We start from the raw sequence: 14,977 nt of genomic DNA, 5'->3' as shown, positions 1-14,977 counted from the left end.
CGATGGGCCGGGTGGCCGTCCGGTGCGGGGTCTCCGAGGTTCTTCCAGGTCGTGGGCGGTCAGGTCGGTTGCGTGGTTCAGGTGAGCATGCGCTGTCCGGTGGCTGTCCATAGGTCGGTGAAGTCGTCGGCCCAGCGCCAGCGTTCGGGTAGGTGGAGGGTGAGGCGGCGGGCTCCGGTGGCGATCCGGGCAGGGACGTTGATCAGGTGGCGGCGGATGGTGCCGGTCCTCGCCTTGGCGTGGAAGGCGGCGGCGAGGTGGCCGCTCGCGCGGGTGAGGTTGTAGGCGGTGGCTGCCAGGGTCAGCCAGGCGGCGTTCGCGGTGAACTTCCCCGAGGGCAGATGGCCGAGTGCGGAATCCTCCAGGTCGGCGAAGACCTGTTCGACCACGGCGTGTTCGCGGTGCATCGGCTCGGCCTGGGCGAGGAGGAAGGGGCTGTCGGTGAAGATGACGTGGTGGCGCCAGACGCCGAACAGCTCGGCCTGTCCCTCGGGTACGGTCTTGAGGTTGAGCCGTTTCACCCGGCGCACGATCAGTCGGGCGGTGGTGTGGAACGCCTTCTTCTTGCTGGTGAACGCGGTGAAGGTGATCTCGGCGATCTCGGCGTCGGAGATCCAGCGTTCCTCCTCGGCGTCCCAGACGGCGGCGGCGTACTTGATCGGCGTCCGGGCATCCTCGGGGATCGTGGTGATCGCCTCACGGATCTTCTTCTTGACCGCGACCGCGAGGGAGAAGGCCGCGCCGGCCTTGCGGCAGACATCGACGACCCTGTGGGAGAAGTACGCCGAGTCCGCCCGGACTACGACCTGTGCGGTGATGCCCATCGCCCGCACCGTGGCCAGCGCCTCGCGCAGCAGGCTCGCCGCGCCCTTGCCGGAGCCCGCCGATCCCTTGCGCAGCCTGGTGGCCACGATGACGGGCGCGCAGGTGGAGGTCTTCACGGTGACGATCTGGAAGTGCAGACCGCGCTGTTTGGTGTAGCCGAACGAGGCGCCCTGCTTGGCCGGCCCGTAGACCTGTTTGACCTTGGAGTCGATGTCCACGAACACCACCTCGTCCCGCTTGGGGACCATGCCGGTGTGCGCGGCCAGGCGGCAGGTGAACCGCCCGTGCGGCGGACTCCAGTTGGCGCACATGACCCCAGGTGAAGGCGCGCAGGAAACTGCCCAGCGTGGACGGCGCCCGCACCCCGCCGAACAGGCGCGGCAGCCCGCCGTGGCGCAGTACGTCCAGGTCGTCGATGCTGTCCGCCCCGGCGATCATGCTGCCCACGATCGACATGGCTTTCGCGTCGGCGGCCGTACCGGCCCCGTTCTTCGCAGCGGTCAGGTGGACCTTCTCGGCCACCAGTCGGGGCAGACCGCACCGCTCGGCCAGCCGGATCGTCGGGACCAGCCCGGCGTGCGCAATCAGGTCCGGGTCGTCGAACGCGGCGAAGAGCTCCGCGGGCCTGTGGGAGACTTTCACTTACGAGGTGCCTTGCTTCGTGGGACTGATGTGGGTGTTGGAACTCCCATCATCCCAGGTCAGCAGGCACCTTTTCTCTTTTCATCGCCCACAGGCCGAGTATCACGCGGTGGATCCAGGCTCAGTACTAGCCACCTTCGGGACCTTGGCACGCGTTGCAAAGCCGCATGAGCGCGGCGCGGTGTTCGCCTTGGCGAACGTCATCAACTACCTGGGAAACAGGGTTCCCGCCGTACTCGGAGGAATCGCCGTTACCAACATCGGACTGAGGACGGCAGCGGAGATCTATGCGCTCGCAATCGCGGTGATCACTTTCGCCGCCCTAGCGCTGCGTCCGAACCAGGTACGCGTGGAGCGCCACTCAGCTACAACCGCAGAGATCGCCCCATGCAGTTGAGCTGCCCAGCAATATCCACACGCCAACCAACACGGCTTTTCACCCCCTTCGACAAGGAGAGATCATGACGACCAGGGAAAAGAAGCATTTCGAGGTTCAGCGGGATGACCACACGGCCATCAGGTACACGGTCAGCGGCCCCGCCTCGGGAACGACGCTGGCGCTCATCCATGGATGGGGCCTAGATCGGACCGACTTCGACGCGATCACCGATCACCTGACTGACGACGTTCGAGTCATCGCCGTTGACCTCGCTGAGCACGGCGAGTCGCGGTCGACACGGAACGTCTGGACGATCGAAGAATTCGGTCGCGACGTAGCCGCTGTCCTGGAAGCGGAATCGGTAGACACGGCCGTTGTTGCCGGGCACTCTCTTGGCGGGGCAGTTGCTGTCGAAGTCGGCCGACAGTTGCCCGACAAGGTGTCAGGCATCGTGGCCCTCGATGCGCTGCACTACCTGTGCCTCTTTCCCCCGCAGAGTGCGGAGCAGGCCGAGGCGATGGAGAACCTCTTCCGCCAAGACTTCGAAGGAGGGGTGCGGGGACTGGTTGAGGGAGGTTCGCCTGCTGGAACTGACGAGGCCCTCAAGGATGCCTACTTTGAGAAGATGGTCGCGGTACGGCAGCCTGCCGGCCTGCATTCCATCCTCGGTCTGGTTCACTGGGACATGGACGCAGCACTGAGCGAGACGAAGCAGCCGATCACCGTCTTCGCGGTACGAGAACTGACAGATCAGGAAGCGATCGACCGCTACGGGGACCGCCTCGACATCACCCTCGTTGACCTCGGCAGCCACCACTTCCAGGTGGAGGCGCCCGAAGGCACAGCAAAGCTTCTGGCAGGCGTGGTGGGCTCCAAGTAGGCACAGCGTATGGCGATTTACCCACAGAGAATCGCCAAGGAAACTCGTGAGCTATAGGCCACCCGTTGCACGTCATTCAGACGGATGGTCACAGCCGCCGACGCCAGTCATGAGTTTGAGCGAATCAACTTGCTCGCAATCTCATGACGGCTCGGCGGCGCTCGCAATTCTCAAATCAGCCTCGCCTTGTAGCTGAAACTATAATGATCGAGGTTAGTTGATGATTTCGGCGCGGTCGTCCATGCGGATTGCGGCCAGCCGGTCTCGCCACACCTGGAGAGCTTCGGGTGTCTGTCGCGTCCAGTCAGTGACCTCACCAACGATCCGGAGTGGTTCCCTGCTGCGATAGGAGCGGGTGGGGTTGCCGGGGAACTTCTTGTCGGTGACGTTTGGATCGTTCTCGAACTCCCCGGTCGGTTCGACGACGTACACTCGCGGGGCTCCGTCGCCTGCGGCGAGTTCGGCGGCGAGTCCCGCGCCGTCGCGCAACGCGGTGAAGTAGATGTGGTTCATCACGATTTCGGGCCGGTAGTTGGAACGGAAACCGGCGGTGAGGTGATCCCCGACCCGCAGCTCGGCCTTTGTGCCGTGAAAGAACGGCCCCTCGTCCAATGCCTCGTCCATCACCACAGGTTATCAACCCGGGCTGTCGTGACGGCCAGCTGTCCAGGACGGCTCGGACGCCGTGATCACACCAGCCAAAGCGTTGCCTGCCCAGCGCGTCCTCGACCAGCGGCGGCTGGTGAGCGTAGTCGGCGCGGAAGACACCACGGAGCCGCTCAGCTTCGGCCGTGATGCCGCGCTTGCGGCCGGCCCGTTTGAGCGCGGCCTCCAACTGCGTGCGGGTCAGTCGCGTGGCCCGGGTCGGAGTCGGGGCCGCCTTCAAAAGCTCCCGGGCCTCCGGCCGGGCCCCGGCCGTCCGCGCGACGGCCCGGATCCCGCCATGCCCCAGCAGCCTGGCCTCCGCTCCCAACAGCAAGCGACGCTGTCGCTCGTCGAGATAGAGGTGCTGCGGCAGATCGTCGTGCAGAACTATCACCGTGACCCGGCAGGCCGGCTGCGCCGGCGCACCGCCGCCGACGCCGGGCTACCGCCCTCCTCCTCGGCGGTCCTCTCTCCATACGACACCACGGCGCGCTATGTCCGCCATGAGCACATCATCAGCTGGAAGGAGTACGCCGCGCATGTCACCGAAACGTGTGCCTCCAGCAGCGTGAACGCGATCACGCACGTGGCCACCACCCTGGCCCCACGAACGACGGCCAGGCCCTGCCCGGCATCCACACGGGCCTAGCCCGTCGCGGACTGCTGCCCGCCGAGTACCTGTCGGCGGCGGCTGTACGTACCTGGTCCACCTGGAACGAGCCGCCCGCGAACACCAGATCACCGTCAGTGGGCCGCTGCCGGTCAACCTCACCCGCCAGCACCGCAAAAACGAAGGCTTCGACCGGGACGACTTCCACATCGACTTCGACCGTCGCCAGGTCACCTGCCCCAGGGCCAGGTCAGTGCGGGCTGGCACGGCCCCTACCCGACCTTCTCGCCCACCGCCGCCCCGCTGATCGTGGCCCGATTCACCAAGAGTCAGTGCCGCCCCTGCCCGGCCCGCACCCGCTGCTCCACCACCGCCGGCAGCGCCCGCACCGTGGGCCTCCCCCCACGAGAACTCCGCGACCTGCAACTCCGCGTCCGCGCCGAGCAGCAGACACCCGAGTGGCGTCGCGGGGCTCGGGCGCCGCCATGCCCTGGCTGCGGGCTGCTGCGTTCACCCGACCTGATCGGGCACAGGTTGTCGGGTCTGACAAGGTGTCTGCTGCCTAGCGTGGTGATCGTCGAAAGGGAAGGAGACCGGGCGTGCTGGAGCGTCTCAACCAGGCCCTGTGGTACATCGAGCGTCGCCTCGACCAGCAGATCGACGTGGCCGAGCTGGCGCGCATCGCCGTCACCTCGGAGTACCACCTGCGTCGGATGTTCTCCGCGCTCGCGGGCCTGCCACTGTCGGAGTACATCCGGCGCCGGCGGCTCACCGTGGCGGGTGCCGACGTGCTTGCAGGGCGTGAGCCGCTGCTGGAGATCGCGGTGCGCTATGGCTACGGCTCGGGCGAGGCGTTCGCGCGGGCGTTCCGTGCCATGCACGGGGTTGGACCGGGCGAGGCCCGGCACACCGGCGCCGTGCTCGTCTCCCAGCCCCGGTTGACCTTCCGTCTCACCGTCGAAGGGAGCAGCAGCATGCGCTATCGCGTAGCGGACAGGCCGGAATTCAGCGTCGTCGGCGTCAAGGCCCGGATACCACTGGTGCACATGGGGCCGAACCAGGCACTCATCGACTTCGTCCGCGGGATCGACCCGCAGATCCTGGAGCACCTGGAGAAGCTGTCGGACCAGGAGCCGCAGGGCATCGTCGCGGTCTGCGACGACCTGGACCCGAGCCGTGCCGAAGGCACCGAACTCGACTACTACCACGGGGTGATCACGTCAGCGGCTGCCCCTGACGGCACCGCGGTCCTGCCTGTCCCGGCCGGTACCTGGGCGGTCTTCACCACCTCGGGGCCGGCCCCGCAGGCCATCCAGGAGCTGTGGCGGGACGTGTTCACGCAGTGGTTCCCGTCCAACCCGTACCGCAGCCGCCCCGGCCCCGAGATCCTGCGCACCCGCCTGTCCCCGGACAAGACCGAAGCCGACGCTGAGCTGTGGCTTCCGGTGGAGCGGGAACAGAGCTGAACAAGGTGTCGAGCGGCGGCCGGCTGCATCATTCCGTCGCACGGGCCGCCTTCTCGGGAGGTGCGGTCGTGGAGACGGGTGCTGCGGACCACGACGGGATCGGGCGAGGTCCGGGCACCTGTCCTCGGTGGGCGGATTTTCTCTGGGCGCAGGGCTGCGACGGCGGTCTGGAATGCGCTCGCGGGCGGCTGGTACCGCTGCCGCTGCCACTGTCGGCCCGCCGGACTCGCCGCAGTCGTACGGGGTGTGGTCAGTCCGGCAGCAGGTGTGACACGAGGGCGTGTGCCCATTCGGGGGTGAGGGGCTCGTTGGTGAAGACGGCCCGGTAGTAGAGGGGAGCGAGCACGGCGTCCGTGGTGCGTTCCAGGGTCGGGGGCTGTTCGCCCCGGGCCCGTTCCCGTTCGAGGATGGCTTCGAGCTGTCGCTGGCGTTCTCCGCGGCACGCGGCGGCGCCTTGTTCTCCGCCTGTGCCGATGGTGGCGCGTACCAGGGCGAGGGTGTCCGGGTCGCAGAGGTCCTTGGCGAGGTTGTACGCATAGCGTTCGAGGTCGCCGCGGAGGCTGCCGGTGTCGGGCACCACGATGTCGCCGGAGAAGCGGCTGGTCGCGACGTCGGCGAGCAGTTCGGCGACGGTGCCCCAACGGCGGTAGACCGTGGTGGCGTGCACTCCGGCGCGGGCGGCGATGACCGGGATCGTCAATGGTTCGTTGGCCTCGTCGGCGACCAGTTCCTTGAGGGCCCGGTGGACGGCCGCGCGGACTCGGGCGGAGCGGCCTCCTGGGCGGCTCCCGGTCTGTGGGGCGGGGGAAGCGATAGAAGACACCCGACCAGTATCGCATTGATCGCTGCATCGGGAATAGTGCAGTGATCGATGCGTTTGTGTTAGCGTGAGGCCACTAACGCACAGATCACTGCGAGATTCGTATGGTTATTGACTCTGCTGTATCCGCCGTATCGTCCGACGGGGGCACACGCCGTGTGCTGCGCGGGGCCGCCTTCCCCAGCGCGGCCGTCGTCTTCGTCGTCTTCCTGGCCGCTTCCAGCGTGCCGTCCCCGCTCTACCCGATCTACCAGCAGCAATGGCACTTCTCGGCATGGGTGCTGACCGTTGTCTTCGCCCTCTACGTGGTGGGCCTGCTGGGTTCGCTGCTCGTCGTCGGGGCGCTGTCGGATCATCTCGGCCGCCGGCCGGTGCTCGCCGCGGCGATCGCACTGGAGATGGTCGCGCTCGTCCTGTTCCTCACCGCCCAGAACGTGGTCGTCCTCGCCGCCGCGCGGGTGGTGCAGGGCATCGCCACCGGGGCGGCGACCACCACCCTGAGCGCCACCCTCGTCGACCTCGAACCGCCGCACGCCCGTGGGCGCGCGGGCGTCGTCACCTCGGTGGCCCCCCTGACCGGGCTCGCGCTCGGCGCTCTCGGCTCCGGTGTACTGGTGGAGTTCGGCCCCGCCCCGACCCGGCTGGTCTATGCCCTGTTGCTCGCCGCCATGGTGTTGGCGGCGGCGCTCACCGCTCTCATGCCGGAGAGCTCCCCGCGTCGGCCTGGAGCCGTCGCTTCCCTGCGCCCACGGGCGGCGCTGCCCGCGCACTTGCGCGCGGACATCGTCCCGGTGGTCCCGGCGATGATCGCCAGCTGGGCCTTGGCCGGGTTGTTCCTCTCTCTCGGCCCGTCCGTCGCGGGCCAGTTGCTGGGGCTGCACAGCCACCTGGTCGGCGGCGTCGTCGTGACCCTGCTGGCGGGCACCGGGGCGCTCACGGTCGCCGTGCTCCGCTCCCGTTCCGCGTCCTCGCTGCTGGCGCCCTCGTCCGCGCTGCTCGGGCTCGGCGTCCTGACCGCACTCGCCGGCATCATGGCGGACCTCGTCTGGCTCGCCGCCGTGGGCACCGTCGTGGCGGGCGTCGGCTTCGGCGCCTCGGTTCTGGCGACGTTCGGCACCTTCGCCCGGATCGCCAGGCCGCACGAGCGCAGCGCGGTCTTCGCCTCCGCGAACATCATCAATTACCTCGGCAACAGCGTGCCCGCCGTGCTCGGCGGCATCGCCGTCACCACCATGGGATTGCGGACCGCCACCGAGATCTACGCACTGGCGATAGCGGCGATCGTCTCCGCCGCCTTCGTCCTGCGCCTGAACCAGCTGAGGGCGCAGCGCCGCGCCGTCGCGGCCCCGGGCGAGTGAGGTACCGGCCCGCGGCGACCGCCGTATCCCTCCCCACCGAAGACCGACACGGAACCACTCGTACGAAAGAAGGCAACACCGTGACCACCGCAAGCAGCGGGACCAGCGAGAACCTCGTCGTCCGGCGAGCGGACCACACGACGATCCGGTACACGGCCCGCGGCCCGGCCGACGCGCCGGCCCTGGTCCTCATCCACGGCTGGGGATGCGACCGCAGCGACTTCGACGCGGTGACCGGCCACCTGCCCGACGGTTACCGGATCCTCGCGGTCGACCTCGCCGAGCACGGCGAGTCCCGGTCGACGCGAGAGGTGTGGACCATGGAGGAATTCGCCCGCGACGTGGCGGCAGTACTGGAGGCCGAGTCGGTGACCACGGCTGTCGTGACCGGGCACTCCCTCGGCTCGGCGGTCGCCGTCGAGGTCGGGCGACTGCTCCCCGACACCGTCTCGCACGTGATCGCGCTCGACGGGCTGCACTATCTGGCCCTGTTCCCGGCGCAGAGCGAGGAACAGGCCGGCGCCCTGCTGGGCCTGTTCCGCGACGACTTCCCCGCGGCGGTGCGCGGCCTCGTCGCAGGGGGTTCTCCCGCCGGGACGGACCCGGCTCTCATGGACGCCTACTTCGAGAAGATGGTCGCGGTGCGGCAGCCCGCGGGCCTGCGCGCCATGGAGGGACTGGTGCACTGGGACATGGACGCGGCGCTGCGCGAGACGAAGCAGCAGATCACCGTGTTCGCCGTTCGCGACCTGGTGACACAGGAGGCGATCGACCGCTACGGGGACCGCCTCGACATCGTGCTCGTCGACCTGGGCAGCCACCACTTCCCTGCGGAGGCCCCCGAAGCCACGGCGCAGCTTCTGGACGATGTGATGAAGATCCGATGAGGTAGCGCAAACGGCGCCCCTGGCTTGCTGCTTCGTGAGGAGAAGAGTCCGGCTGTGTCCACCGGCGGCGCCTGCCCACCGTCCCCGACGGGACCCGGGCAGGCGCCGCCGCATCAGAAAACGTCCCTGAATGCCCACTCGGAGGATACGGCAGCCGGCCTCGCCCGGTCAGACCGCAACGGTGCTGTCCTTCGTGGCTCAGCAGGCCCAGCGACGAGGCCGCGCGCATCAGACGGTACGTGGCCTGGGGATGACTGCCCGCGCGCGGCGACGTCTTCGGCGGTCAGGGCGCCGTCGGCGAGATGGTCGGCTATGCGCAGCACCACCGTCGCGCAGGACCTGGGCAGCGATGGGGCCGCTCAGCAGGTATTGGGGGTTTGACCGTAAGAGTGCCTGCGTGGTGTGCGAGTCGCGTCGGCGGCGATGAGTCACAGGTGGCAGACGGAACCCGGGCACGAAGGGCCACGGTCCCAGGAGGGAACTTCTTCGTGGACGTCACAGCCCCGGCCGTCGGGCGAACGGCTCCGATGTCTTCCGGCGCGACTGGGGGGCGGATCCAGGCGGGCGTGACAGCTCGCCCAATCCGCACCGCCCTGTCCGCGTCACGGGTCGGCCGCCACGCTGGCTCAGGATCCCAGCTCGCTACAGCCCGGCCACCTTCTCCATGGACGCGCGTCTACGACTTCACCGCGTTCACCCAGGGGGCCAGGGCCTTTCGGAAGGCCGGGAGGGAGGGGTCCAGCCACTCCGTCTTCGACTGGGGCTCTCCTTGGAGGAACGTCTCCTGGGCCAGGCACTTGAACTGGTCGTCCCCCACCACCTTCGTGGTGCCGAGCCTGCGGCCGGTCCTCGCCTCGTACACCGTCACGTCGTACTGGCCCTGCCTGAAGTAGCGGACGAAGTCGTCGTTGTAGCGGCAGGTCGTCACCAGCTTGCCCTTGCCCTTGTTGACGACGCAGGCGACGAGCTGAGCCTTCGCCGGATCGGGGTGGTATGTGTCGTGGGCCGGGGCGGTCGATGTCTCGCCCGGCGACGGGAGCGGGCTCTGGTTGACGGACAGAGGCGTCGGGCTCGTGGTGGCCAGCAGCACGGGGTGCGGCCCCTTGCCCTGGTACGCGGGCTGGCCCGTCAGAAGCGTGGCGGGGCCGCTCTTGTAGCAGTACGCCTGTAGGTCGTAGGTGTTCGTCGCGACGGGGTGTGCCGCGACCGTCGGGGTGGCGGAGGAAGGGGTGGGGGTTGTCACGGCGGACGAGGACGGAGCCGCCTTCGTGCCGTCACCACCCCCGCTGCACGCCGACGCCAGAAGCGCGGAGCCCACGACCAGAACCGAAGCCGTGCCACGAATCCTAGTCACTGTCGCTGCCCCTTGCGTCCTCGTGTGTAGACACGCCCACCGCGCCGCTGACCCACCATTCTCTCGGCTCAACACCCGCCGATCAACCGCACTTTGCCGGGGCCCTCCGGCGTGTGTGCCCCAGGAAGCCGCCGAGACCACGGCTTTTGTCACAGCGGACGCCATGGGATCACTCGTCGGCGGTTGTTCAACGTGTTCTGCATGCCCGCGTACGCACCTGGGTGACGACTGCCGTGCCAGATGCTGTGAAGGTCTGCGGGCCGTCGTCCAGAGGGCGCTTACGACCTGGGGAGCAAGAGGGAGCGGGGCTCCCGACGCCGTGTGGCTCCGCTTTCCGTGTTGTCGTCGGTCCATGACGCTTCGCGTCGCCTCCCTCCTTCGCCTCGGATGCGAAGTAACGTGACGCCGCTGGTTGGATCCACCTCCTGTTGCTCCCCAGGTTGTTACTGATCTTGCTCAAGAATCGGTCGTTCTACGAGGAGACGCTCTCCTCGGGGTCAGACAGCCTGGTCGTCTGCTGAAAGAGATCGGAAAAGGACTGCGAGGCCCCCGCAAGGTCTCCAGCCGCTGCTTGCCAGACGGCGAGGGCGCTGCGAATAGCCAAGGTGTTGGTGTGGTCAGGTCCCCATACCCGCAGCGCTTGCGGGAGCAGCGCCGCAAGGGTGGCCGTGGCTGCGGAGGGTTCGCCGGTCTCACCCAGATAGCGAGCCAAGAGGAAGCGCGTCGCCATCACGTCGGTGTCGTCCGGCGGGAGTGTGCGCAACTCCTGCTCCAGGACTTCGGTAACAGTTGCCCTCGCGCTCGCCGGCTCACCCGCAAGACCCAGGTGAACGGCAAGTTCACGGTGGGCCGCGCGAGTATCGGAATGCATCGGTCCTAGCCTGTCACGGGCGGCATCAGCCACATTTCGCCCGTGATCGACGGCGGCTTGGAAATGACCAGCACTTGCGAGACTGCGTCCGGCGAGAAGCAGCACGAGATGAGTTCCGTTGGGCCTGTAGAGGGCATCTTCCGCGCACGCCGTCAGAGCATCGGCGTTCGCGCGCAGGGCTTGGGCCAGGCTGCTGTCGCGGTCGATGGCGGGCCAGACGGCGAAGAGGGCGTCGCCGGCGGTTTGGGCGAGCCGGTCGCGCTGGTCAGGGGTGAGGAAGTCCCGGCTGACACGTTGAATGAGCTGGTGAACGCGGACAGCCTGGTGAGGGGTAGTGGGGCCGTGGGCGGCCAGCGCGGCGATGAGGTAGGCGACGGCCTCGGCGGGGGTGAACAGGCCGACCTCGATCAGGCGGCGGTCTTCTCCGGCCAGAGCGGAATCGCGGCAGCGGGTCGTGACCAGGCATCTCCCGTGGCGGCTGGCGGGCGGCCACAGGCCGCGTAGGTCGTCGGGGTCGGCGACGTCGTCCAGGACGACCAGCCAGCGGCACGGCCTCGCCCCGGCTTTGGGCGTCAGCCAGGCCAGGAAGGTCCGCGCGGCCTGTTCGGGCTTGTCACTGTCGGCGCCGCAAAGCTCCCGGGCGGCCTGACCGTAACCGTCCAGCAGCGCGGAACGGGAACTTGCGGTGACCCAGACCAGCACGTCCAGGCGCTCGCCCGAGCTGTTGTCCCAGGCCGTGAGGGCGTAGTCGGCGGCGATCTGGGTCTTGCCCACCCCGCCCATACCGGTCAGGACCTGACCCAGCACCGCGGTGCCGCCTCCCTCGACCGCCATCCGTAGCCGCTCCGCCTCGGGACGGTGCTGGAAGGACTGCGCCCGCAAGGGGATCACTCCGACCTGGTGGGGCCAGGCGACGGGCGCCTGGGGCGCGGCATAGTGGTTGACTTGGTCGGCGTGGCCGATCGCTGTGCTGTGGTGGGTGGCGTGGGCCGTGTAGGCGGGGGGCGCCCCGGAGACTGTGGGCGATGCGATCGGGCTGGTGGCGGTTGCCGGTCCCTTCAGCCCTGGGAGGGATCCGGCATCGGAGGGTGGCCGATGTGCGCACCCCCATGAATGACACCGGCGGCGATCGAGCCGTCCTCGGCGCGGATGTCCGCGTTGCCGCCGACAGCCAGGCCGCCCCGGCCGGCCGACACACCGCCGTGGGAGGTGTGCTCGGCGAGCAGCGCCCGGAGATCGTCGGCCGCCTCGACCCGGTCGGCGTCATCCAGGTTTTCCAGCATCGTCTCGATACGGGCCTGCCAACCGGCCTCGTGGCGGACCCGCGCCTGCTCCGCTTCGTCAGGCCCCGAGGCGGCGGCAGCGTCCAGTTCACCAGCGGTCCGGTCGAGCCGTTCAAGCTCGGTGTTCTCTCGCCGCTCGTCTCCGCGGCCGAACCAGCGGGCCACCCGCCCGCGCAGCCCGGCCCACGCGTCTGTCCCGGCGGCGGTTCGCCGAGAATGTCCAGGAGCATCAAGGTGTTTACCTGTTGACTGAGTTACCGTGAGAGTTCGCCCGGTTCAGCGGACAGCCCGTGAAGCGCGTGACTTTCGTCCCGCCCCACGATCGGGAGAGAGACGGGCAGCACCGAGAGCTGCGCTCGTTGGTCGCACCGTGGGTCGGGCTGCTCCTGAAGACCGGCGACGTCTGTGAGCTGTACCGGTTGTTTGATCCCGCCGGGACGGTCGTCGAGTCGCTGGGTTTGACAGGCCGCACCAAGGAATCTCAACGACGAAGTCAAGCCGCCTGTGTGACTGGTGAGATGGAGACGATTTGCCGGCACCCGCAGGCGCAGCAGCGGGCTACTTTTTACAGCATCGAGAGGGTCACGGCGGACATGTCCCAGCCGGGACCGCTCCATGGTCCCAACATGCTGCCTTGACTTTACGAGCCGCACAGGTAGGTAACTCCGGCCGGGGCGCGGCGAAGAGGAGGAAGTGGAAGTTGTCGCCGGTATCCAAGTCGGTGCACCGCACGCAACGGTCATTGCATGTTGCAAAACTCCGCATCCCACATGCCGCCCGTCCTCCAGCGCCGGCGTCATCCGTAGCCTTTTCAACCTCCTTGTCCACGCGTTGCCGGATACTTCCACCGGGCAGATGCTGGAGGGAGGGGGGGCGATACACGCGAAACGTGACAGTTGGAGCGATGATGGCTCTCGTCCGCAGAGATCAGGCAATGCTGAACTACGCCGAGCAATCGGTATTCGTAGATGCCCTGTTGGAACTCAAACGCCGCGGTATTTACGACGGTTACATCAGGCAACATTCCCAGATCGGCTACAACGGCCACATGGGCCCGGCTTTCCTTCCTTGGCACCGGGAGTTCCTGCGTCGTTTCGAGCAAGATCTTCAAAAAGTGACACCGGGTCTCGCCGTGCCGTATTGGGACTGGACGACCGACAGCAGCCCGTATGCGTCGATCTGGAGCGACCACCTCATGGGTGGAAACGGGCGGGACGGCGACAGGAAGGTGACGACCGGTCGTTTCGCATTCGACGTCGGCAAGTGGGTCTGTCTCAAGATTGACATTGCCACGAACTATTTGACCAGGGAGTTGGGGGTGCACATCGGATCGCTGCCCACCGCCCAAAACGTGGCCGACTGTCTCCAGACCACGCCCTATGACAGCGAGCCGTGGGACACGACGAGCAACCCGAGCTTCCGAAACCAACTCGAAGGCTGGATCGGGCCGAACATCCACAACCGGGTGCACGAGTGGGTCGGTGGCCACATGAGACCGCTGAGCTCTCCCAATGACCCGGTGTTCTGGCTGCACCACGCCAATATCGACCGCCTGTGGGCCCAATGGCAGTACGAACACCCCGACCAGATCTACCAGCCGCAGCATGGGGCGCCACAAGGGCAGAACGAACCCGACGCCATGGATCCCTGGTTCGGGAACACCACCATTGCCAGCACACTCAACCACCAGGCCCTCGGCTACATCTACGACACGGAATGGCCTGCGGCCCAAGGGGACCGCATGCTGCCCGGTGACACTCTCGTGGCCGACCAGTACCTGATCTCCGAGAACGGTGCCTACACGTTCACGTACCAGAAGAACGGGAACCTGGTGCTGTATCGGAACGACAACAATGCTGAGCTGTGGGCCTCCGGTACCGAGGGTAAATCTCCTGGCGTATGCATCATGCAGCCGGATGGCGACCTCGCAGTCTATGACGCCGACTCCAACCGGGTCTGGCATACGAACACGGGCTCCCAGAAAAACCGTGCAAGCCGATTTTACGTCCAGTACGACGGCCACGCGAGCATCTATCGTCCGGACAGCACACTCGTTTGGAGAAAGCCGGATACAACAACGTGATGAAGTGACCGACATGCTCGCCGCCATCTCACCACAGCTGTCCCCAGCAGATGAAGGCGCCGCACGGTGCGGGTGACGATTATTACGTTCGGGCAGGTCAGGTGGCATGTGCGTACTCCAGGCTGCCGCAAAGTTGAGTGATCTTGCGGCTTTGCTGGTCAGGGCAGGCCGATGAGGTCGGGGCCGGGTGTGGGGCGCGTGCCTGAGAGGCGGCGATGTTGCGGTGCACGGCCCGGCGGAGGGTGCCGATCGCAGTTCACGCCGCCCCGCCCCGCATCGCGTTCCGCATGGCGGTTGGTGGCCTCCTTCCAGGGCAGCGAGCGCAACTCCTTGGACAGTCCGGGCTGGTAGTCCTTGACGACGAGCAGGAAGCGGGCACCCCTTCCACGCTCACCGAAGACGAACATCAGCAGCTCAAGGCAGTGCTCAATGCCTGCCCCGAGCCGGCCGCCACGTACAGCCACCGCGCACCGGGTGGTCCGCGGCTTCGGCTACGTGCTCACCCAGCCGACCGGCGTCCTGCTGCCCGCCTGGATCGAGGGCGCCGCCGAGGCGGACTTGCCGGGACTGACCCACTCCGCTCGCGGCCTCACCAGCGACCTCGACGCCGTCACCGCCGGGCTCGCTCTCCGTTGGAGCTCGGGCGGCACCGAACGAGCCGTGAACCGCATCAAAAAGACTAAAAAGTAGCTGTACGGGCGAGTCGAATCCGGACTGCTTCGCAAGATGATCCTGCTTCAGAGACCGATGGCGACGGCTCCCCACGGTCACTGCCGGCACGCCCGCTCACGGGGTCTTCCAGGCTGTGGCCCCGGCTCGATGCAGCGGTCTGAACGGTGTCTGCGGCAGCTTGCGAGGAACAGAGCAGCGTTGG

At 67.6% G+C, this 14,977-nt stretch carries 14 protein-coding genes and 1 pseudogene; 8 read left to right on the top strand and 7 right to left on the bottom strand.

From position 1 onward, the window contains the following. Window positions 1–77 precede the first annotated feature (77 nt). A pseudogene (locus ACFC09_RS00250) lies at window positions 78–1,467 on the bottom strand (IS1380 family transposase). A 145-nt stretch (window positions 1,468–1,612) separates the two neighbouring features. On the opposite strand from ACFC09_RS00250, the gene ACFC09_RS00245 reads away from it, so the two are divergent. Together ACFC09_RS00245 and ACFC09_RS00240 are read left to right on the top strand one after the other, a co-directional pair. After that, window positions 1,613–1,864: a hypothetical protein gene (locus ACFC09_RS00245; protein WP_376522130.1), complete on the top strand. Its 252-nt coding sequence runs from the start codon at window positions 1,613–1,615 to the stop codon at window positions 1,862–1,864. A 64-nt stretch (window positions 1,865–1,928) separates the two neighbouring features. Next, a complete protein-coding gene (locus ACFC09_RS00240) occupies window positions 1,929–2,726 on the top strand; it encodes an alpha/beta fold hydrolase (RefSeq protein ID WP_376522127.1) in 798 nt (265 codons plus the stop codon). Between the two features lie 213 nt (window positions 2,727–2,939). Here ACFC09_RS00240 and arr read toward each other — a convergent pair whose 3' ends face one another. Beyond that, window positions 2,940–3,350: an NAD(+)--rifampin ADP-ribosyltransferase gene (gene arr / locus ACFC09_RS00235; RefSeq protein WP_071368260.1), complete on the bottom strand. Its 411-nt coding sequence runs from the start codon at window positions 3,348–3,350 to the stop codon at window positions 2,940–2,942. A gap of 319 nt (window positions 3,351–3,669) precedes the next feature. Here arr and ACFC09_RS00230 point away from each other — a divergent pair, with 319 nt between their 5' ends. Both ACFC09_RS00230 and ACFC09_RS00225 read left to right on the top strand, forming a co-directional pair. Continuing rightward, a complete protein-coding gene (locus ACFC09_RS00230; protein WP_376522124.1) occupies window positions 3,670–4,020 on the top strand; it encodes a hypothetical protein in 351 nt (116 codons plus the stop codon). Between the two features lie 560 nt (window positions 4,021–4,580). Next, window positions 4,581–5,447, top strand: a complete 867-nt coding sequence (locus tag ACFC09_RS00225; protein WP_376522122.1) for a GyrI-like domain-containing protein — start codon at window positions 4,581–4,583, stop codon at window positions 5,445–5,447. A 250-nt stretch (window positions 5,448–5,697) separates the two neighbouring features. On the opposite strand, the gene ACFC09_RS00220 is transcribed toward ACFC09_RS00225, so the two are convergent. Continuing rightward, window positions 5,698–6,270, bottom strand: a complete 573-nt coding sequence (locus ACFC09_RS00220) for a TetR-like C-terminal domain-containing protein (RefSeq protein WP_376522120.1) — start codon at window positions 6,268–6,270, stop codon at window positions 5,698–5,700. Between the two features lie 155 nt (window positions 6,271–6,425). On the opposite strand from ACFC09_RS00220, the gene ACFC09_RS00215 reads away from it, so the two are divergent. Both ACFC09_RS00215 and ACFC09_RS00210 read left to right on the top strand, forming a co-directional pair. Further along, complete coding sequence (locus tag ACFC09_RS00215) at window positions 6,426–7,625, top strand: MFS transporter (RefSeq protein WP_376522117.1); 1,200 nt, start codon at window positions 6,426–6,428, stop codon at window positions 7,623–7,625. Window positions 7,626–7,705: 80 nt separating this feature from the next. Continuing rightward, on the top strand, window positions 7,706–8,512 hold the full coding sequence (locus ACFC09_RS00210; RefSeq protein ID WP_376522114.1) for an alpha/beta fold hydrolase: 807 nt from the start codon (window positions 7,706–7,708) through the stop codon (window positions 8,510–8,512). A 676-nt stretch (window positions 8,513–9,188) separates the two neighbouring features. On the opposite strand, the gene ACFC09_RS00205 is transcribed toward ACFC09_RS00210, so the two are convergent. From ACFC09_RS00205 to ACFC09_RS00195, 3 genes are all read right to left on the bottom strand, one after another. After that, window positions 9,189–9,755 (bottom strand): hypothetical protein, encoded by a 567-nt coding sequence (locus ACFC09_RS00205; protein ID WP_376522112.1) that lies wholly within the window; start codon window positions 9,753–9,755, stop codon window positions 9,189–9,191. 583 nt (window positions 9,756–10,338) lie between these two features. Continuing rightward, window positions 10,339–11,571, bottom strand: coding sequence for an NB-ARC domain-containing protein (locus ACFC09_RS00200; protein WP_376522109.1), 1,233 nt, complete (start codon window positions 11,569–11,571; stop codon window positions 10,339–10,341). A 224-nt stretch (window positions 11,572–11,795) separates the two neighbouring features. Next, window positions 11,796–12,185 carry a hypothetical protein gene (locus tag ACFC09_RS00195; RefSeq protein ID WP_376522107.1) on the bottom strand — a complete coding sequence of 130 codons (390 nt, stop codon included), beginning with the start codon at window positions 12,183–12,185 and terminating at the stop codon, window positions 11,796–11,798. 739 nt (window positions 12,186–12,924) lie between these two features. Between ACFC09_RS00195 and ACFC09_RS00190 the strand changes: the two genes are divergently transcribed. Continuing rightward, a complete protein-coding gene (locus ACFC09_RS00190; RefSeq protein ID WP_376522104.1) occupies window positions 12,925–14,103 on the top strand; it encodes a tyrosinase family protein in 1,179 nt (392 codons plus the stop codon). A 158-nt stretch (window positions 14,104–14,261) separates the two neighbouring features. Here the strand turns inward: ACFC09_RS00190 and ACFC09_RS00185 are convergent, their stop codons facing one another. Then, the gene (locus ACFC09_RS00185) at window positions 14,262–14,567 is read right to left on the bottom strand and encodes a hypothetical protein (RefSeq protein ID WP_376522102.1); all 306 of its coding nucleotides are present in this window, start codon (window positions 14,565–14,567) and stop codon (window positions 14,262–14,264) included. A 10-nt stretch (window positions 14,568–14,577) separates the two neighbouring features. On the opposite strand from ACFC09_RS00185, the gene ACFC09_RS00180 reads away from it, so the two are divergent. Continuing rightward, window positions 14,578–14,793 carry a hypothetical protein gene (locus ACFC09_RS00180; protein WP_376522100.1) on the top strand — a complete coding sequence of 72 codons (216 nt, stop codon included), beginning with the start codon at window positions 14,578–14,580 and terminating at the stop codon, window positions 14,791–14,793. Window positions 14,794–14,977 lie beyond the last annotated feature (184 nt).

Source organism: Streptomyces sp. NPDC056161, assembly GCF_042268025.1.
Classification (GTDB): Bacteria; Actinomycetota; Actinomycetes; order Streptomycetales; family Streptomycetaceae; genus Streptomyces.
Note: the sequence above shows the minus strand (reverse complement) of the source record. Positions and strands in the feature narration are given on the sequence as shown.

Coding starts and splice junctions, on each gene's coding strand:
- ACFC09_RS00200 (WP_376522109.1), bottom strand. CDS start 11,571: ATGGCGGTCGAGGGAGGCGGCACCGCGGTGCTGGGTCAGGTCCTGACC.
- ACFC09_RS00240 (WP_376522127.1), top strand. CDS start 1,929: ATGACGACCAGGGAAAAGAAGCATTTCGAGGTTCAGCGGGATGACCAC.
- ACFC09_RS00230 (WP_376522124.1), top strand. CDS start 3,670: ATGCCCCAGCAGCCTGGCCTCCGCTCCCAACAGCAAGCGACGCTGTCG.
- ACFC09_RS00190 (WP_376522104.1), top strand. CDS start 12,925: ATGATGGCTCTCGTCCGCAGAGATCAGGCAATGCTGAACTACGCCGAG.
- arr (WP_071368260.1), bottom strand. CDS start 3,350: ATGGACGAGGCATTGGACGAGGGGCCGTTCTTTCACGGCACAAAGGCC.